This is a genomic window from Variovorax sp. GW821-FHT09D04, from assembly GCF_059416405.1.
In genome coordinates this window covers 814,000-831,744 of the sequence record NZ_JBWKPA010000002.1, presented here as the reverse complement: position 1 = coordinate 831,744, position 17,745 = coordinate 814,000, and the positions used below count along the sequence as shown (strand labels likewise).

The following is a 17,745-nucleotide window of genomic DNA, read 5'->3' as shown; positions in this document are numbered from 1 at the left end:
CTCAGAGCTGGCGGAACGCCGTCAGCACCTTCAGCACGCTCTGCGTGGCGCCGTCGAGCGTGGCGGGCGGGCGGTGCGCGATGCCCAGGCGGCGCGTGAGCTTGGGCGTGACCGGCACGATCTGCATGCGCTCGTTGAGCGCCGCGTCGGTGGTCTGCTGCAGCGGCAACAGCGCCGCGCCATAGCCCGCCGCCACCAGGCTGCGGATCGCCGCGTCGTAGTTGAGCTCGATGCGCGCGCGCGGCGCAAAGCCGGCCGCGGCAAACCACTCCATCGACAGCCGGTACATGTGCGTGGTCGCGTCGTTGAAGATCAGCGGCTGCGTCGCCAGCCAGGCCGGCGTGGCGCGCTTGGGCGCCTTCCAGCGCGGCGGCACGAAGGCCATCATGGGCTGCGTGCGCCACGGCGTGACCACCAGCTCGCGCTGCAGCGGCTGCGGCATCGCCACCAGGCCGATGTCGAGCGTGCCCGCCGCCAGCCGCGCCATCGCCTCGGCCGAACCGAGGATGCTCACCTCGACGTCGATGCCCGCGTGGCCCACGCCCAACGCCTCGAGCACCTGCGGCAGCAGGTCGACCACCACGCCGGTGGAGGTGCCCAGCCGCACGCGGCCCGTGCGGCCCTCGGCCTGGCGCTTGACGGCCTCCACCGCCTCGTCGGTGTCGCGCAGCAGCTTGCGCCCGCGCTCGACCAGCGCCGCGCCGGCCGCGGTGGGCGTGACGCGGCGGTTGCCGCGCACCACCAGCTGCGCGCCCAGGCGCGATTCGAGCTCGCTGATGTGCAGGCTCACGGTGGGCTGCGCCAGGTGCAGCGCCTGCGCCGCCGCCGAGAAGGTGCCCAGGTCGGCGATGGCGATGAGCGTGCGCAGTTGGTCGAGGTTGAGCTGTCGCATCAGGAATGCTGATTGAAGGTGTCAGAAATCTCAACTTCCACAATAGCATGCGCCGCCGGAAGATGAGCGCTCCCCTACCAGGAGCCCACCGTGACCGCGCCGAAGCCACCGTCTTTTCATCAACGCCTGCTGCATGCCCTGCACGACTGGCGCCGCCGCGCCGTGACACGCCGCCGCGCCCGCGACGACGTGCTGCTGCTGGCCGGCATGAGCGACCACGACCTGCGCGACCTGGGCATCGGCCGCAGCGAAGTGCCCGAACTGGTCGACCGCAGCCGCTACTGACCCGCTGGACCTCGCCTGCGGTTTCTTCAGGAAGCCGCGGACAATTTGAGGTTCAATCCGGGGCGTGCCCTCCACCGCCTCCCCTGCCCTTCTTTCCATCGAACTCACCTCGCCGCAGTCCGTCGACGGACGGCGCGCGGCCTTCCAGTCGCTGTGGCTGCTGGTGCGCATGCAGCACGCCCACGCGCACGGCGGCGGTGTCGTGCGGCTGGCCGACCTGCGCGGCGAGGTGTCCGACGCCAGCACGCTGCGGATGGTCGTGAGCCGCGCGTTCCGCGACTTCAAGGCCTGGGGCCTGGAGGTCGGCTGGGGCGAAGACCTGCAGCGCGAGCCGCGCTTTCTCAACGCCGAGCGGCGCAGCCAGGGTCCGTTCTGGCTGCCGGCCGCGCAAGCCAAGCGCCTGCGCCTGCTCGTGGACAACCGGCCGGCCACCGCCGCCGAGGTGGCGTCGTTCCTCGGCCTGCGCGCCCGCAAGGCGCAGGCCGCCGGCGCGATCACGCCGCCCGACGCCGTGCACCTGCAGGACGCCGCCTTCTGGAAGCAGCTGGTCGCCTCGCAGCAGGCCGCGCGGCAGGGCCGGCTGATGTCGCCGGTGGCAGGCGGCAACGGCAACGGCAGCGCGCTCGAAGCCATCCGCCTGGCCGGCACGCTGGCCGCGAGCGACTTCCAGCGCGCGCTGGTCACGCTCAACGAGGCGATGCTGTGGCGCCGGCTCGGCGACAACGAACAGGCCCGCCGGCGGCTGCAGGCGCTCAAGAAACAGCGGCTCGCGCACCACGTGGCGGGCAACGACTACCTGGGCGCGATGGAATGCATCGTCTCGGCCTGGTGCGCCTACACCGCGCGCGACCTGCCGCTGGCGCAGTCGCTGCTGGGCGGCATGGCGCAAGACCCGGCGCGCGCGCTGGTGCTGCGCCACCACCCCGACGTGCGCTTCGAGTGGTGCAACCTGTGGGCGCTGGCCTGCCGCTCGCGCGCCCTCGCGCTGGCCGCCGACGACCGCCCGGCCGCCGCCGCGCTCGCCGAAGAGTCGCTGCAGCGCTTCGGCGAGGCGCTGGCGGCGGCCTTCGAGTCGCACTCCTTCGACGCCGCGCAGCACGTGGCGGCCAACATGGGCATGGCCGCGTGGCTGTTCGACCGCGTGGGCCTGGGCGACCTGCCGGCGCTCGCGCACGACGGCCACCGGGCCGACACCACGCGCCGCGCGGTGCAATGGATCGCCTTCAGCGAATGGCTGTGCGGCCACACCGACGGCCAGGGCCGCTCGGCATGGAACGCGATCTACCTGATGCGCATCGCGCGCGGCCACTGCCGGCCCGACGCGCAACCCACGCTCGCGCAGTTCCGCGCGCAAAAGCCGCTCGACCCGGCCGCGATGTCGAAGCTCGCGGGTCCGCTCGCCGACGCCTTCGACACCGCGAACTGGCCCGCGCGCTGGGTCGACGTGGCGCAGGCGCGGCTGGCCGACCACCAGGCCGGGCGACGCCGCTACCCCGGCCTGCAGCAGGGCAGCCTGCTGTTCGAGCACGCGTGGTACGCGGCGCATGCGGGCGACCTGAAGGCGGCCGAGCACTCGCTGGGCCTGTTGCGCGAAGTGCTGCCGCAGCTGGTGCCGAGCGACCGCGCCTACTTCACCGAGTCGTGGAACGATGCGTTGCCGGCCGAGCTGGTGCTGGAGGCGAAGCCGCCGCGGCGGCCGGCGGCCCCTCGGAAAAAGGCGCGCTGAGCGCCTGCTGCACGCGCTCGCGCAGCACCGGCAACACATCGCGCTCGAACCACGGGTGGTGCTGGAACCACGCGGTGTTGCGCGGCGACGGATGCGGCAGCGGGACGAAGCGCGGCGCGTAGTCCGCAAAGGCCTCGACGGTTTCCGTCACGCCGCCGCGCGCGGTCTTGCCGAGGAAGTGGCGCTGCGCGTACTGGCCGATGAGCAGCGTCAACGCGATGTGCGGCATCTGCGCCAGCAGGCGGTCGTGCCACAGCGGCGCGCACTCCTTGCGCGGCGGCAGGTCGCCGCTGGTGCCTCGGCCCGGGTAGCAGTAGCCCATGGGCACGATCGCGATGCGCGTCGCGTCGTAGAACAGCTCGCGGTCGATGCCGAGCCAGCGGCGCAGCTGGTCGCCGCTCTTGTCGTTCCACGGCACGCCGGTCTGGTGCACCGTGAGGCTGGGCGCCTGGCCGACGATCAGCAGCCGCGCGCTCGCGCTGGCCTGCACGATCGGGCGCGGCCCGAGCGGCAGGTGCGCCTCGCATGCGCGGCAGGCGCGGATGTCGGCGAGCAGCGCATCCACGACGTTGGAGCTAGTCGGCGAACGGGCGGAAGAAGGCGTTCAGCTCGGTGCCCGGCGTGGCATCGGCAAAGCCGTCGAAGCGGCCCTCTTCGGCCAGCGTGCGCGCGGCGCGGATGAAGCCGCCCCAGGCCGCGCGCGCCATGCCGCCGCCCACGCTCACGCGGCGCACACCGAGCGCGGCGATGTCCGCCATCGTGAGCTCGCTGGTCGCGCCGACCAGCAGGTTGACCGGCTTGGGCGCGACGGCGGCCACCACGGCCGCGATCTGCTCGCGCGTCTTGATGCCGGGCGCGTAGAGGCAGTCGGCGCCGGCCTCGGCGTACGCACGCAGGCGCGCGATGGCGTCGTCCAGGTCGGGGCGGTTGGCAAAGAAGTTCTCGGCGCGGCCCACGAGCAGCGTGTCGCCGCCCGCCGCGTCGATGGCCCGGCGCGCGGCGCGCAGGCGCTCGACCGCGACGTCGATGGGAAACAGCGGATCGTCGGGGTTGCCCGTCGAATCCTCGATCGACAGGCCCGCCACGCCGGTCTCGACCGCGAGGCGCACGCTCTCGGCCACGCCCTGCGCGTCGGCGGCGAAGCCGTTCTCGAAATCGGCGTTCACCGGCAGGTCGGTGGCGGCCACGAGTTCACGCAGGTGCGCGAGGATCTGGTCGCGCGACAGGGCACCGTCGGCATGGCCCTGCGACCACGCGAAGCCGGAGCTGGTGGTGGCCAGCGCCTGGTAGCCCAGGCCTTCGAGGTAGCGCGCGCTGCCGGTGTCCCAGGGGTTGGGAATGACGAAGCAGCCTTGGGTGTGGAGCGCGCGAAAGTCTGCGCGCTTCTGCGCGATGGAGCGGGTCATGAGAGCCTCATCTTTCCTTCGGGGTTCAGGGAGGGGTGGCGGCCACAGGTGCGGGCACCGGTGCAGCCGCGAGGATGTGTGCCGCGAGCACGGCGAACTGGTCGGTGCGGACCTCGCTGCGTCGCAGCCAGCCCTTGCTGTTGTCGACACGGTGCACCACGACGAGGTCGCGCTTGCGATCGACCATCATGAACTGGCCGCCGGCACCCACGGCCAGGAGCAGCTGGTTGGGCCCGCGCTGCCAGAACGGAAAGCCCTTGAGCGGCACCCACCACAGATAGCCATAGCCGCTCCAGCCGGGTCCGACGGTCGTGTACGAGGTGGTGCTTTCGGTCACCCAGCCGGCCGGGACGATGCGCTTGTCGTGCCACATGCCGTCGCGCGCCATCAGCAGGCCGATGCGGGCCAGGTCGCGCGCCGACAGATGCATCACTTGGGCCGGGTGCTCGGAGCTGCGTTCGAGCCGGGACTCGGTGTCCTGCGGGTAGCGGAAATCCTGGAACTGCAGCGGTTCGGCCAGGTCGGTCTTCAGCGCCTCGAAGACGCTGCGTCCGGTGCGGCGTTCGAAGATGCTGCCCAGCACGTTGGCGTCCCAGTTGTTGTAGTACCAGAACTCGCCCGGCGCATGGCTGCCCCGGGCCGGTCGCTCGGCCTTGGCCTGGGCGGTCTCGTAGGCGGCCGGATGGTAGACACCCGAGCGCAGCTGCAGCAGCTGCCGCACGGTGGCCGTGCGTTCGGTGTCGCTGAGCCCGTCCTTGTCGCCGATGCCGAGCTGGCCCAGCGTCTGGTCCAGGTCGATCTCGCCGCGGCCGACGTGAATGCCGTAGAGCACGCTCTGCACGCTCTTGCGCACCGAGGCCAGGTTCATCGGCTTGTCGATGTCGCCGTAGGCATGCACGAGCACGCCCTTGTCGATCACGAGGTAGGCGTCGGACTTGATCGATGCGGCAAACGCGTCGGCCACCTTGAGCTTCGCTTCGGACCAGTGGCTCGGTTCAGCCGCGCTCGGGGTGGCCCACTGCGCGGCGGGGAACACGCCGGCCGCGGGCACGGCGTGCGCGGCGCACAGCAGCAGCACGGCAGACAGCGCGGTGCGCAACACGCCGGGCAAGAGACTGCGCGGAAGACCGGCCATGGGCATCTCGACTCCTGAAAGTCGTGCGCCTTGGAAACGACGTGGGAACCTGGGGGCTGCGGGGCCCGGCGCGACGAGCCTCGCATTCTGACGCAGCGACGCCAGCCTTGCTGCCTCAGCACTCCACCACGTTGACCGCGAGCCCCCCGAGCGAGGTCTCCTTGTAGGTGGACTTCATGTCCTCGCCGGTCTGCTTCATGGTGCGGATCACGGCGTCGAGCGAGACGTAGTGGCTGCCGTCGCCGCGCAGCGCCATGCGCGAGGCGTTGATGGCCTTCACGGCGCCCATCGCGTTGCGCTCCACGCAGGGAATCTGCACCATGCCGCCGACCGGGTCGCAGGTCAGGCCCAGGTTGTGTTCCATGCCGATCTCGGCCGCGTTCTCGACCTGCGCGGGCGTGGCGCCGAGCACCGCGGCGAGCGCGCCGGCCGCCATCGAACAGGCCACGCCGACCTCGCCCTGGCAGCCGACCTCGGCGCCCGAGATGGAGGCGTTGGTCTTGTAGAGCATGCCGATGGCCGCGGCGGTGAGCAGGAAGTCGACGATGCCCTCGTCGCTGGCCTGCGGCACGAAGCGCTGGTAGTAGTGCATCACGGCGGGCACCACGCCGGCCGCACCGTTGGTGGGCGCGGTGACGACACGGCCGCCGGCCGCGTTCTCCTCGTTCACCGCCATCGCGAAGGCGTTGACCCAGTCCATGGCCGCGAGCGGATCGGCGGCGCCGGCCTGCGCCAGCAGCTCGCGGTGCAGCTCGGGCGCGCGGCGGCGCATGCGCAGCGGGCCGGGCAGCGCCTGCGCGGCCAGCGGGTTGTCGATGCCGAAGCCGCGCTGCACGCACTGCTGCATCACGCCCCAGATGCGCAGCAGGCCCGCGCGCACCTCGGCCTCGGGCCGCCACACGCATTCGTTGCGCAGCACCAGCGTGGCCACGGAGATGCCGTGCGCGTGGCACTGCGCCATGAGTTCGTCGCCGGTCGTGAAGGGATGCGGCACGGCCGCTGCAGCGGCGGCCGTTTGCGCCACCGCCTGCCCGCCCTCGACGACGAAGCCGCCGCCGACCGAGAAGTAGGTGCCTTCGGCCAGCACGGCGCCGTCGGCCGCGAAGGCGGTGAAGCGCATCGCGTTCGGGTGCTCGGGCAGCGACTCTTCGCCGCGAAAGGCGATGTCGCGCACGCGGTCGAAGGCGATGGGCGTGGTGCCCAGCAGCGCGAGCTGGCCGGTGCGGCGCAGCGCGTCCAGGCGCGGCTGCACGGTCTCGGGCCGCACGGTGTCGGGGGCGTCGCCGAAGAGCCCGAGGATCACGCCCTGGTCGGTCGCGTGGCCGTGGCCGGTGGCGCCGAGCGAGCCGAACAGGTCGACGTGCAGGCGCGCCACCTGCGCGAGCAGGCCGCGCCGTTCGAGCGATTGCGCGAACAGCAGCGCGGCGCGCATCGGCCCGACGGTGTGCGAACTGGACGGCCCGATGCCGATCTTGAAGATGTCGAAGGCGGAGAGCATCAGCGCATCATGCGACCGGAAGCTGCTGTTTGACCAGCGCCACCCAGTAGGCCGCACCGAGCGGCAGGATGTTGTCGTTGAAGTCGTAGTACGGGTTGTGCACGTTCGGGTCGTTCGGGCCCTCGCCCGCGCCGATGCCGATGTAGGCGCCGGGGCGCTTTTGCAGCATGAAGGCGAAGTCTTCCGAGCCCATGGCGGGCGGGATGTCGGTGTGCACCTGCTCGATGTCGACCAGGCTGGCCGCCGCTGCGATGGCCGCGTCGGTCTCGGCCGGCGTGTTGACCACGCCGGGGTAGCCGCGGCGGTACTCCAGCGCCACCTTGGCGCCGTGCGTGGCGGCCACGCCGTCGCAGATCTGCTGCATCGCCGCCTGGGTCTTGTCCTGGATGGCGGCGTCGAGTGTGCGCACGGTGCCGCGCAGCACGACGGTTTCGGGAATGACGTTCCAGGTGTCGCCGCCGTGGATCTGCGTGACGCTGACCACGGCCGCGTCGGTGGCGCCGGTGCGCCGGCTCACGATGGTCTGCAGCGCGTTGATGAGCTGGGCCGAGATCACCACCGAGTCGATGCCGGTCTCGGGCATGGCGCCGTGGGCGCCCTTGCCGGTGATGACGATCTCGAAGGTGTCGAGAAAGGCCGTCATGGTGCCCTTGCGGATCGCGAAGCGCCCGCGCGGCAGGCTCGGGAAGTTGTGCATGCCGTAGACGGCGTCGGCCGGGAACTGCTCGAACAGGCCCTCTTCGACCATCACGCGGCCGCCGCCTTCGTTTTCCTCGGCAGGCTGGAACACGAAGTGCACCGTGCCCTGGAAGGGCTTGTGGCGCGACAGGTGCTCGGCCGCACCCAGCAGCATCGCCGTGTGGCCGTCGTGGCCGCAGGCGTGCATCTTGCCGACGCATTTGGAGGCATGCGCCTGCGTGCCGAGCTCCTGCATGTTGAGCGCGTCGAGGTCGGCGCGCAGCGCGATGCTGGGGCCCTCGCCGTTCTTCAGCGTGCCGACCACGCCGGTGCCGGCCAGGCCGCGGTGCACGGGCAGGCCCATGAGCATCAGCGCATTGGCCACCACGTTGGCGGTGCGGTGTTCCTCGAAGGCGGTCTCGGGGTTGGCGTGGATGTCGCGGCGCCAGCTGAGCATGCGGGCACGGGTGTCTTCGGCAATCTCGGGGTCGCGGTACATGGCGTGAATCTCGTGGAGTGGGATGAAACGAAACGGTCTTTTCGGGGAACACCGCGGAACCGGCTTTGCCGGGCCGCTGGTGTTGCCCCCGGTAGGGGGTTGGCGAAGCGACACGAAGTGCGCGTAGCCTGGGGGCGAGCTCTATTTCTAGTGGAAGAACTCGGCGATGAAGGTCGCGCCGAGGAAGGTGCCAGCCGTCGCGGTGAGCGACACCACCACGATGCGCCAGCCGAGGCGGCGGAACACGGGCAGGTCCTTGGCGACCGAGAAGCCGGCCAGCGCCAGCACCGGCGTCGTGAAGGCCAGGAAGTTGAGCTTGGCGGTGATCGCGATCAGCGCGTCGGAGAAGGGGAACAGCCCCGGGATGCCGACCACGGTGGCCACCACCGAGAGCACCAGCACCATCGGCAGGCGCGGCACGAAGCGCTTGATGGCTTCGACGGCGCCGGCAATCGCCACCACGGCGAGCACGCCTTCGAGCGACACCAGCACCGGCACCTTGTAGGTCACGGCATTGCCGATGAGCACGCCGCCGCCCACCACCAGCCAGGCCAGCAGCGTGTCGCGCAGCGAGGTCGGCGCGGCGTGGGCCACGTCGGCGCTCGAGACGTTCGCGCCCGCGTCCACGGCGGCGCCTTGTTGTGCGCCATGCTTTGAGAAGCGGCCCAGCACCGGCTCCAGCTTGCCGTAGAGCCACGAGCACAGCGGCAGCGACAGGAACAGCGTGAAGTAGAAGCCGGCCACGGTGGTCAGCAGGTTCGACGCGGCGGCAATCGCCGTGAGCTGCGGCAGCATCTCGGGCGGGCTCTGCGCGGCGATGGCGCCCAGCGCCGCCGCCATCAGGCTGCCCGAGCCCACGCCGGCGCCCATGGCCAGCGAGCGCGGGTCGAAGATGTGCAAGCTGGCGATGAAGCCCGCCAGCACCGCGATGAACAGCGCGCCCAGCACGGTGCCGGTGATGTACTCGGCCAGCACGCCGCGGCCTTCGGGCGAGGCCATGCCGTACTTCTCGCCGATGATCACGAGGTTGCCCTCGCGGCCCACCGAGAAGGTGGCGCCCACGGCCTCGCGCTTGATGCCCAGCAGCAGCGCCAGCGGCAGGCCCAGCGCCAGGGTGCCCAGCGCATGGCCGAACTCCTGGAACAGCAGCGCCCAGCCGGCCTGCTTGACCTGCGGCAGCGCGGCGCCGACCGTGAGGCCCAGCTTCACCACGAACAGCAGCAGGCCCGCGTTGAGCAGCCCGCCGGCCAGCGACTGCTGCGCCGTGGCCACGCGCACCACGCCCGGCACGCGCCGGTGCGCGATGCCCCAGGCGGCGGCCATGAGCAGCGCCCACAGCATCGGCAGCAGCACCACCTTGCCGGGGCCGACGCTGAACTGCGTCGGGCCGATGAGTTCGGCCACGGCCACGAGGACCAGGGTGACGACGAGGAGCTTGAGTTTGCCGGCGGCGGTGGACGGCGCGACGGCTGCAATCGTGGAGGCGGCGGAGGTCATGGGTGGGGCGGGATGGGCGTTTTCGAGGGGTGCCGACGAGTTTCGGGCGGCGAGCCTCTTGCATCAATGACCGCAAATAAGGATATTCGTTGCATTGAATGCAACACTCGGAGACGACCGCCATGGACGACAAGCTCGACACCCGCCGGGTGCGCTACTTCATGCAGGTGCTCGAGAGCGGCTCGGTGCGCGGCGCGGCCGACGTGCTCGACATGGACCCGTCGGCCGTGAGCCGCGCCATAGGCATCCTGGAGACCGAGTGCGGCCTGCCGCTGCTGGAGCGCCACGGACGCGGCGTGGTGCCCACCGACGCGGGCCAGCTGCTGGCCGGCTACGTGCGAAGGCAGCAGGGGCAGAAGCAGCACCTGCTGGCGCAGATGGACAGCATCCGCAAGATCGAGAGCGGCCACATCGACATCGTGGCCGGCGAAGGCTATGTCGACTGGCTCATGCGGCACAGCCTGCGCATCTTCATGGCCAGCCACCCGAAGATCACGGTGAACCTCGATGTGGCCAGCACCGACGAGATCGTGCGCCGCGTGATCGAGGAACGTGCCCACATCGGCATGCTGTTCCAGCCGCCGAAGGACGAGCGGCTCACCTCGCACCAGTCGCACGCGCAACCGATCCAGGCCATGGTGCTGGGCTCGCACCCACTCGCGCAGCTCGGGCGCCCGCTGAAGCTGGCCGACCTGCTGCCCTACCCCGGCGCCACGCTGCACCGCAATTTCGGCGTGCGCCAGCACATCGAGGCGGCCGAGATCAGTGAGGGCGTGCGGCTGCCCGCGCTGCTGACCACCACCTCGTTCAGCGCGCTGGGCCACTTCGTGTCGGCGGGCCTGGGCTACACGCTGGGCACGCGCATCTCGCTCACGCCCAACGCCGACCACCCGTCGCTGGTCGAGCTACCGATGAAGAACCCGCTGCTGTCGCAGGGGCGCTCGCACATCGTGTCGCGCCATGGCCGCCTGCTGCCGCCGGCCGCGGCGACGCTGCTGCGCCAGGTGGTGGCGGACATGAAGCGCTATGCCGATTCGATCGCGGGCACGGGCATCGGCAAACCCCGCGCGAGCACCCGCGGGCGCGGCGCGACAGGTTGAAGGGCATGGGGGCTTGCGTTGCATGCGCGCACGGTTCGGTGTTCTGATCGGAGCCCATGTCCTACCTCGCTCCCCTCTTCATTCACCTGCTGTGCGCCGCCTTCTGGGTCGGCGGCATGGCCGTCATGCACTTTGCGGTGCGCCCCGCCGCCGTCGCCACGCTGGAGCCGCCGCTGCGCCTGCGCATGATGGCCGCGACGCTGCGGCGTTTCTTCATCGGGGTGGACGCGTCGGTCACGCTGCTGTTCGTGAGCGGCTTCGCGATGATCCTCGCGACCGGCGGCTTTCGCGCCGTGCACTGGCGCGTCGAGGCCATGATGGGCATCGCGCTCGTGATGGCGGCGATCTACGTCTACATCCGCGCTTCGGTGTTCCGCGCCCTGCGCCGCGCGGTGGACGACAACGCCTGGCCCGTGGCGGCCGCGCGGCTCAATACCGTGCGCCAGCTGGTGACGCTGAACCTCGCGCTGGGCGTGGTGGTGTTCGCGGTGGCGGTGATGGGGCGCGGCGGCTAGCCGTTGCCGCGGTCGAATTCGACCTGCGGCTCGCCCGTGCAAAGCACGGAAACGCAGTCGGTGAATCCGGCCACCAGGTATTCGTGCACATCGCCGTAGAACAGCCCGACACAGCTGCCGGGCCGCGCCGACTCCTGCGACAGCCAGCCACCCGACTGAATGGAGAACACCCAGCCGTTCGGCAAGGAGCACGCGGGCCAGTACTCGCCGAGATCGCGCTCGTCCATGACGCGGTAGGCCACCACATCGTCGAAGCGGACCCGGAGGGACGCGTCGCTTTTTGCATCCTGGGCGACGACCGTGAGTTGCTTCACTGCATAGTCGACACGCACGATCTCCCAGGTGCCTGCACCATCGAATGCAGTGGTCACCGCGACGGCCTCGACCTGGACCGTTTCAGTCATCGCCCGACAGCCCTCAGCGTTCGCCCAGCACCGCGCCGTCCACCGGCTTCTGCAGCCACTGCGCGATGTCCTCGCCCAGCTTGTAGGTGACGACACCGACCATGCTGCAGGTGCTGCGCGGCATGCCGAAGTAGATGAACATCTGGCGCTGCGCCGTGAACTTGGCGGGCGCCGCGCCGTCGCGCTCCAGCGTGCCGCGCAGCTGGACGATCTTGGGGCCGCCGTAGAGGCCACCCGCATTCGCGAGCAGATCGGTGATCTCCAGCTTCAGCACGGGCGCGCCCTGCGCATTGGCGGGCAGCGGCGGTGCAAGCAGGAACTCGTAGGGCGCGAGCAGCTGGTCTTGCACGGCCTGGCGCAGCGAGGCGGGCACGTCGCACGAATCGTCCGCCTTCGACAGCGTGACGCCCTTGGCGGTGGTGCCGTAGGCCACGGGCGCCATGAGCACGCTGTTGCGCGCCGTGGCCTCGGGCGGCGGGGGTTCGGGGGCCGCAGGCTGGCGCGTGCCGCAGGCGGCCAGCAGCGAGGCGGCGCCCGCGAGCGCAAGAAGCCGCGCGGCAACGCGCGCGGTGAACGGATGTTCGGTCATGTGGAATCCCCCTGAATGATTTGTTCCGCGCCAGGTGGCGCGCGCCGATTCTGCGTCAGCGGCGGCGTGTCAACGCGACGCAGAGTCTAGGCCGCGGGGCCCTTCAGCTCGACGCCGTTGCCATCGGGGTCTTCGAGGTAGATCGAAGGACCACTGCCCTCGGCCCCGAAGTTGTTCTGCACCTCGCCCTGCACCGGCACGCCGTGCCGCGCCATGCGCGCGCGGATCGCGGCTTCATCGAAAGGCTCGATGCGCAGGCAGAGGTGATCGACGTTGCGCCCCTCGCGCCCGGCCAGCGCGCCGCCCTGGCGGCCCAGCTTGCCGTCGTGCGTGACGAGGTCGATGAGGCTGCTGCCGGCGCGCAGGTGCACGAGGCCGAGGTCGTCGCGGCGCTTCTCGAGCGTGCAGCCGAGCACGTCGCAGTAGAAGGCCATGGACCGCGCGGCATCGCGCACGCGCAGCACGACGTGGTCGATGCGCAGCACCGCGAACGGCGGCACATCGGCCATGGAAGAAGCTGGAGACGGAGCAGGCGGGCGCGTCATGCCCGCCAGTGTGTCAGACCACCCCGGCCGCGCGCAATGCCTCGAAGCGCGAGGCGTCGACGCCCATCTCGGCCAGCACCTCTTGCGTGTGCTGCCCGAGCGCGGGCGGTGCGCGGCGCAGCACCGGCGGCGTGGCCGTGAGGCGCAGCGGGCTCGCCACGCCGGTGATGCTGGCGATGCCGTCGCCCGCATCGCGCGGCAGCGTGACGGCCAGGCCGCGCGACTTGACCTGTGCGTCGTCGAAGGCCTGCGCGATGTCGTTGATGGGGCCGCAGGGCACGGCCTTGTCTTCGAGCAGCGCGACCCAGTCGGCGGTGGTGCGGGTGCGCGTGAGTTCTTCCATCATCGGGATCAGGACGCCGCGGTGTTTCACGCGCAGTGTGTTGGTCGCAAAGCGTTCGTCGGCGGCCCACCCGGCATGGCCGGCGGCTTCGCAGAAGCGCGCGAACTGGCCGTTGTTGCCGATGGCCAGCAGCATCGCGCCGTCCTGCGTCGGAAAGTCTTGATAAGGCGCGAGGCTCGGGTGCGTGTTGCCCTGGCGGCCCGGCGCCTTGCCGGTGTTGAGAAAAGCGCTCGCCTGGTTGGCGAGGATGGCCATGCCCACGTCGAGCAGCGCCATGTCGATGTGCTGGCCTTCGCCGGTGCGGTCGCGCACCTGCAGCGCCGCGAGGATGGCGGTGCTCGCATAGACGCCGGTGAAGAGATCGGTGAGCGCCACGCCCACGCGCAGCGGGCCGCCGCCGGGTTCGCCGTCGGGACGGCCGGTGATGCTCATCATGCCGGTCATGGCCTGGATCATCAGGTCGTAGCCGGCGCGCTCGGCGTAGGGGCCGTCGTGGCCGAAGCCGGTCACGCTGCAGTAGATGAGGCGCGGGTTGGCCGCGCGCAGGCTTTCCTGGTCGAGGCCGTATTGCTTCAGGCCGCCGGTCTTGAAGTTCTCGACCACGATGTCGGCCTGCGCCGCCATCTGCTGCAGCAGCGCCTGCCCTTCGGGCGTGGCCATGTCGATGGTGACCGAGCGCTTGTTGCGGTTGCAGGACGTGAAGTAGCTGGCCTGGTCGGTGTCGTGGCCGTTCGCGTCCTTCACGAAGGGCGGGCCCCAGGTGCGCGTGTCGTCGCCGACGCCGGGGCGTTCGATCTTGACGACATCGGCGCCCAGGTCCGCGAGGATCTGCGTGCACCACGGGCCCGCGAGCACGCGGGACAGATCGAGGACCTTGATGCCGTCGAGTGCAGCTGCCGGTTTGTTCATCGTCATCTACGTCGGTGTTGTCTCGCAGTTCGCGGGATGCCGCGGAACCGGCTTTGCCGGGCCGCTGGCATCGCCCCCTGGAAGGGGGTTGGCGTCTACACGAAGTGAGTAAGACTGGGGGTCAGTTTGAAAAAGCTGCGATGCCGGTGATGGCGCGGCCCAGGATGAGCGCGTGGATGTCGTGCGTGCCTTCGTAGGTGTTGACCACTTCGAGGTTCACCAGGTGGCGCGCCACGCCGAACTCGTCGCTGATGCCGTTGCCGCCCATCATGTCGCGCGCCATGCGGGCGATGTCCAGCGACTTGCCGCAGTTGTTGCGCTTCATGATCGAGGTGATTTCCACCGCGGCGATGCCTTCGTCCTTCATGCGGCCCAGGCGCAGGCTGCCTTGCAGGCCCAGCGTGATCTCGGTCTGCATGTCGGCCAGCTTCTTCTGAATGAGCTGGTTGGCGGCGAGCGGGCGACCGAACTGCTTGCGGTCCAGCGTGTATTGGCGGGCGCGGTGCCAGCAGTCTTCGGCGGCGCCGATCGCACCCCACGAGATGCCGTAGCGCGCGCTGTTCAGGCAGGTGAACGGGCCCTTGAGGCCTTGCACTTCGGGGAAGGCGTTTTCTTCGGGGCAGAACACGCCGTCCATGACGATCTCGCCGGTGATGCTGGCGCGCAGGCCCACCTTGCCGTGGATGGCGGGGGCGGTCAGGCCCTTCATGCCCTTTTCGAGCACGAAGCCGCGGATCGGGCCGACGGTGCCGCTTTCGCTGACTTCCTTGGCCCACACGACGAACACGTCGGCGATGGGCGAGTTGCTGATCCACATCTTCGAGCCGCTGAGCGAGTAGCCGCCCGGCACCTTCTTGGCGCGCGTGGCCATGCTGCCGGGGTCGGAGCCGTGGTCGGGTTCGGTCAGGCCGAAGCAGCCGATCCATTCGCCGGTGGCGAGCTTGGGCAGGAACTTCTGCTTCTGTGCTTCGGTGCCGAATTCGAAGATCGGCACCATCACCAGCGAGCTCTGCACGCTGGCCATCGAGCGGTAGCCCGAATCGACGCGCTCGACTTCGCGGGCGATCAGGCCGTAGGCCACGTAGTTCAGGCCGGGGCCGCCGTACTGCTCGGGGATCGTCGGGCCGAGCAGGCCGAGCGCGCCCATTTCGCGAAAGATCGCGGGGTCGGTTTCGCCAGTGCGGAAACCTTCGATGACGCGGGGCGCCAGGCGCTCCTGGCAGTAGGCGTTGGCCGCGTCGCGGATCATGCGTTCTTCGTCGGTCAGCTGCTGGTCGAGAAGAAGGGGGTCGTCCCAGTGGAATTGCGCTTTGGCGGCCATGTGGATGTCTCCGGAAAAGGAAGAAGAAACAAAAGAAGGGGGAATGCGGTCGATCGTAGCCACGCAGGAGGCCCGGCGCAAACGATGAATCCTCACCCAGATATGCGTCCGGCGCACATCTTGAGAGATACATCTTGTTGATTTACTGGTGAAACCAATCCGCCAGTCATACACTCCCGGCATACATGCGCCGCAAGATCCCGCCCCTGCAGACCCTCGTGTGCTTCGACGCCGCCGCACGCCACGAGAGCTACACCCGCGCCGCGCAGGAACTGGCGCTCACGCAGAGCGCGGTGTCGCGCCAGGTCGGGGCGCTCGAGGCCTTCCTGGGCGTGGCGCTGTTCCGCCGCACGCGGCACGGCGTGGCGCTCACGGCCAGCGGCGCCGCCTACGCGCGCCAGATCGCCCGCCGCCTGGAGGCCATGGAGCGCGACACGCTCGACGCCATGGCGCACCAGGGCGAAGGCGGGTCGCTGTCGCTGGCGGCGGTGCCCACCTTCGCCACGCGCTGGCTGGTGCCGCGCCTGCGCGGTTTTGCGGCGCTGCAGCCCGACGTGGTGGTGCACATCGAGACGCGCACCCGCCCCTTCCTCTTTGCCGACGCGGAGTTCGACGCCGCGCTGTACGCCGGCACGCCCGCGCAGGTCGAGAACTGGGCCGGCACGCGCGCGCTGCTGCTCATGCATGAAGACGTGGTGCCCGTGTGCAGCCCTTCGCTGCTGCCCCACGGCAAGGCCGTGTCGCCCGCGGCCATCGCGCAGATGCCGCTGCTGCAGCAGAGCACACGCCCCGACGGCTGGCGCCAGTGGTTCGACGCGCAGCAGGTCGACGCGCCCACCGCCCGCGGCGGCCCGCGCTACGAGCTGTTCTCGATCCTCGCCGCCGCCGCCTCGCACGGCCTGGGCGTGGCGCTCATGCCGACCATGCTGGTGGCCGACGAACTGGCGCGCGGCGAGCTGGTGGTGGCCTGCCCGCGGCCCTTGTCGGGCGAGCGCAATTACTACCTGGTGACGCCGGAGCGGGCGGACCAGCGGCCGTTGTTGAAGTTGTTCAGTGATTGGTTGCTGGGGCAGGCGCGCGAAGGTTGAAGTGGCCAAAAGTGCATCTCATACTGGACATTTTCTTAGGCTTGCCTAATATGAGATACACATATGCCATCCACCGCCCCTCCGACCTTGGACAAAGCCAACCGACGCCTTGAAGCGTTCGGCCGGCATATCCATGCCCGTCGGAAGTCGCTCAGGATCAGCGCCACCACGGCCGCCGAGGCGGCGGGCATGTCGCGCATGACGCTGCATCGCATCGAACGCGGCGAGCCCTCCGTCACGATGGGGGCCTACATGAACGCCCTGGCGGCACTGGGTCTGGATGTCGAAGTGACGGCGCCGATCGAAGGTATCGCCAAGGAGATGGCGGCGCCGGCCTCTTCGCGCACGCCGACGCAGACCGTCCGGGTGGGCGACTTCGCGCAGTTGCGCCGCCTCGCATGGCAATTGCCCGCGGACGCGGAGCTCACCCCCGAAGAAGCCTGGGGCACCTACGAGCGCAACTGGCGCCACGCCGATCCGTCCGCGCTCGAGGCCAACGAACGCCAGCTGCTGGCCGAGCTGGCCCGCCTGCTGGGCCGGAAGCCGCTGGATGTTTGAGCGCGCCCACCATCGCCAGGTGGCCGAGGTGCTCGCGGCGCTGAATGCACCCCTGCTGGCGGACAACCATTGCCTGTTCGGCGGCGGCACGGCCATCGCGCTGCGCCATGGCGAATACCGCGAGTCGGTGGACATCGACTTCCTCGTGTCCGATGTGGCGGGCTACCGTTGCCTGCGCCAGCTCGCCACCGGCAGCGAGGGACTGCGCGCGTTGGCCCGGGAAGGCGCGACCTTGCAGCAGGTCCGCGAGGTGCGCGCCGATCAATACGGCATCCGAAGCGCCGTTCGCGTGGGCGAGACGGACATCAAGTTCGAGATCGTGCTCGAGGCACGCATCGCACTCGAAGCTCCCGGCGCCGCAGACCGCATCGACGGCATCGCCACCCTCACGCCGCTGGACATGGCGGCAAGCAAGCTGCTCGCCAACTCCGACCGCTGGGCCGACGACAGCGTGTTCAGCCGCGACCTGATCGACCTGGCCATGATGCAGCCCGGCAAGCCCCTGCTGCAGCGCGCGGCAGGCAAGGCGCGGCTCGCCTACGGCGACAGCATCGATGCCGATCTTGCGAAGGCCGCCGATGCGCTGCTGGCGCGGCCCGGACGCATGGAGCGGTGCATGCACATGCTGCAGATGACCGCGATTGCGCCGGCCTTGCTGCGCAAGCACATCAAGGCCCTGCTGCCGCGCGCGAAGCGCGACCCCGGCACTTGAGAGACACCCGCTGCGATGTACGACCAGCGGCCGTTGCTGAAGCTG

19 protein-coding genes are annotated in these 17,745 nt (G+C 70.3%); 7 read left to right on the top strand and 12 right to left on the bottom strand.

Going from position 1 to position 17,745, the window contains the following annotated elements:
* Window position 1 precedes the first annotated feature (1 nt).
* Complete coding sequence (locus AC07O4_RS10155; protein ID WP_495304439.1) at window positions 2–892, bottom strand: LysR family transcriptional regulator; 891 nt, start codon at window positions 890–892, stop codon at window positions 2–4.
* Between the two features lie 90 nt (window positions 893–982).
* Here AC07O4_RS10155 and AC07O4_RS10150 point away from each other — a divergent pair, with 90 nt between their 5' ends.
* Together AC07O4_RS10150 and AC07O4_RS10145 are read left to right on the top strand one after the other, a co-directional pair.
* Window positions 983–1,177 (top strand): YjiS-like domain-containing protein, encoded by a 195-nt coding sequence (locus tag AC07O4_RS10150; protein WP_070061368.1) that lies wholly within the window; start codon window positions 983–985, stop codon window positions 1,175–1,177.
* 64 nt (window positions 1,178–1,241) lie between these two features.
* Window positions 1,242–2,903, top strand: coding sequence for a hypothetical protein (locus AC07O4_RS10145; RefSeq protein ID WP_495304438.1), 1,662 nt, complete (start codon window positions 1,242–1,244; stop codon window positions 2,901–2,903).
* Here the strand turns inward: AC07O4_RS10145 and AC07O4_RS10140 are convergent.
* The 6 genes from AC07O4_RS10140 to AC07O4_RS10115 all read right to left on the bottom strand — a co-directional run bounded on the left by AC07O4_RS10140 (window position 2,809) and on the right by AC07O4_RS10115 (window position 9,616).
* The gene (locus tag AC07O4_RS10140) at window positions 2,809–3,468 is read right to left on the bottom strand and encodes a uracil-DNA glycosylase family protein (protein ID WP_495304437.1); all 660 of its coding nucleotides are present in this window, start codon (window positions 3,466–3,468) and stop codon (window positions 2,809–2,811) included. The two genes, AC07O4_RS10145 and AC07O4_RS10140, sit on opposite strands and share 95 nt — an antisense overlap.
* Window positions 3,469–3,478: 10 nt before the next feature.
* Window positions 3,479–4,309 (bottom strand): isocitrate lyase/PEP mutase family protein, encoded by an 831-nt coding sequence (locus AC07O4_RS10135; protein ID WP_369645807.1) that lies wholly within the window; start codon window positions 4,307–4,309, stop codon window positions 3,479–3,481.
* 25 nt (window positions 4,310–4,334) lie between these two features.
* Window positions 4,335–5,444: a serine hydrolase domain-containing protein gene (locus tag AC07O4_RS10130; protein ID WP_495304436.1), complete on the bottom strand. Its 1,110-nt coding sequence runs from the start codon at window positions 5,442–5,444 to the stop codon at window positions 4,335–4,337.
* Between the two features lie 115 nt (window positions 5,445–5,559).
* On the bottom strand, window positions 5,560–6,945 hold the full coding sequence (locus tag AC07O4_RS10125) for an L-serine ammonia-lyase (protein WP_495304467.1): 1,386 nt from the start codon (window positions 6,943–6,945) through the stop codon (window positions 5,560–5,562).
* A 4-nt stretch (window positions 6,946–6,949) separates the two neighbouring features.
* Window positions 6,950–8,119 carry a M20 aminoacylase family protein gene (locus tag AC07O4_RS10120; RefSeq protein ID WP_070061374.1) on the bottom strand — a complete coding sequence of 390 codons (1,170 nt, stop codon included), beginning with the start codon at window positions 8,117–8,119 and terminating at the stop codon, window positions 6,950–6,952.
* A gap of 147 nt (window positions 8,120–8,266) precedes the next feature.
* Window positions 8,267–9,616, bottom strand: coding sequence for a DUF3100 domain-containing protein (locus tag AC07O4_RS10115; RefSeq protein WP_095743098.1), 1,350 nt, complete (start codon window positions 9,614–9,616; stop codon window positions 8,267–8,269).
* 122 nt (window positions 9,617–9,738) lie between these two features.
* Between AC07O4_RS10115 and AC07O4_RS10110 the strand changes: the two genes are divergently transcribed.
* Window positions 9,739–10,716 carry a LysR family transcriptional regulator gene (locus AC07O4_RS10110; protein ID WP_495304435.1) on the top strand — a complete coding sequence of 326 codons (978 nt, stop codon included), beginning with the start codon at window positions 9,739–9,741 and terminating at the stop codon, window positions 10,714–10,716.
* 56 nt (window positions 10,717–10,772) lie between these two features.
* Window positions 10,773–11,231 carry a CopD family protein gene (locus AC07O4_RS10105; RefSeq protein WP_139703501.1) on the top strand — a complete coding sequence of 153 codons (459 nt, stop codon included), beginning with the start codon at window positions 10,773–10,775 and terminating at the stop codon, window positions 11,229–11,231.
* On the opposite strand, the gene AC07O4_RS10100 is transcribed toward AC07O4_RS10105, so the two are convergent.
* From AC07O4_RS10100 to AC07O4_RS10080, 5 genes are all read right to left on the bottom strand, one after another.
* A complete protein-coding gene (locus AC07O4_RS10100) occupies window positions 11,228–11,635 on the bottom strand; it encodes a hypothetical protein (RefSeq protein ID WP_495304434.1) in 408 nt (135 codons plus the stop codon). The genes AC07O4_RS10105 and AC07O4_RS10100 overlap by 4 nt on opposite strands.
* A 13-nt stretch (window positions 11,636–11,648) precedes the next feature.
* Window positions 11,649–12,224 (bottom strand): hypothetical protein, encoded by a 576-nt coding sequence (locus tag AC07O4_RS10095; RefSeq protein ID WP_495304433.1) that lies wholly within the window; start codon window positions 12,222–12,224, stop codon window positions 11,649–11,651.
* Between the two features lie 86 nt (window positions 12,225–12,310).
* A complete protein-coding gene (locus AC07O4_RS10090) occupies window positions 12,311–12,733 on the bottom strand; it encodes a VOC family protein (protein ID WP_495304432.1) in 423 nt (140 codons plus the stop codon).
* 49 nt (window positions 12,734–12,782) lie between these two features.
* Window positions 12,783–14,027 carry a CaiB/BaiF CoA transferase family protein gene (locus tag AC07O4_RS10085; RefSeq protein ID WP_495304431.1) on the bottom strand — a complete coding sequence of 415 codons (1,245 nt, stop codon included), beginning with the start codon at window positions 14,025–14,027 and terminating at the stop codon, window positions 12,783–12,785.
* 115 nt (window positions 14,028–14,142) lie between these two features.
* Window positions 14,143–15,342: an acyl-CoA dehydrogenase gene (locus tag AC07O4_RS10080; protein WP_495304430.1), complete on the bottom strand. Its 1,200-nt coding sequence runs from the start codon at window positions 15,340–15,342 to the stop codon at window positions 14,143–14,145.
* 185 nt (window positions 15,343–15,527) lie between these two features.
* On the opposite strand from AC07O4_RS10080, the gene AC07O4_RS10075 reads away from it, so the two are divergent.
* The 3 genes from AC07O4_RS10075 (at window position 15,528) to AC07O4_RS10065 (ending at window position 17,700) form a co-directional block, all read left to right on the top strand.
* Window positions 15,528–16,430: a LysR substrate-binding domain-containing protein gene (locus tag AC07O4_RS10075; RefSeq protein WP_495304429.1), complete on the top strand. Its 903-nt coding sequence runs from the start codon at window positions 15,528–15,530 to the stop codon at window positions 16,428–16,430.
* An 87-nt stretch (window positions 16,431–16,517) separates the two neighbouring features.
* A complete protein-coding gene (locus AC07O4_RS10070) occupies window positions 16,518–16,988 on the top strand; it encodes a helix-turn-helix domain-containing protein (protein ID WP_495304428.1) in 471 nt (156 codons plus the stop codon).
* On the top strand, window positions 16,981–17,700 hold the full coding sequence (locus tag AC07O4_RS10065) for a nucleotidyl transferase AbiEii/AbiGii toxin family protein (protein ID WP_495304427.1): 720 nt from the start codon (window positions 16,981–16,983) through the stop codon (window positions 17,698–17,700). The genes AC07O4_RS10070 and AC07O4_RS10065 overlap by 8 nt, the downstream gene beginning before the upstream one ends.
* The last annotated feature ends 45 nt before the right edge of the window (window positions 17,701–17,745 follow it).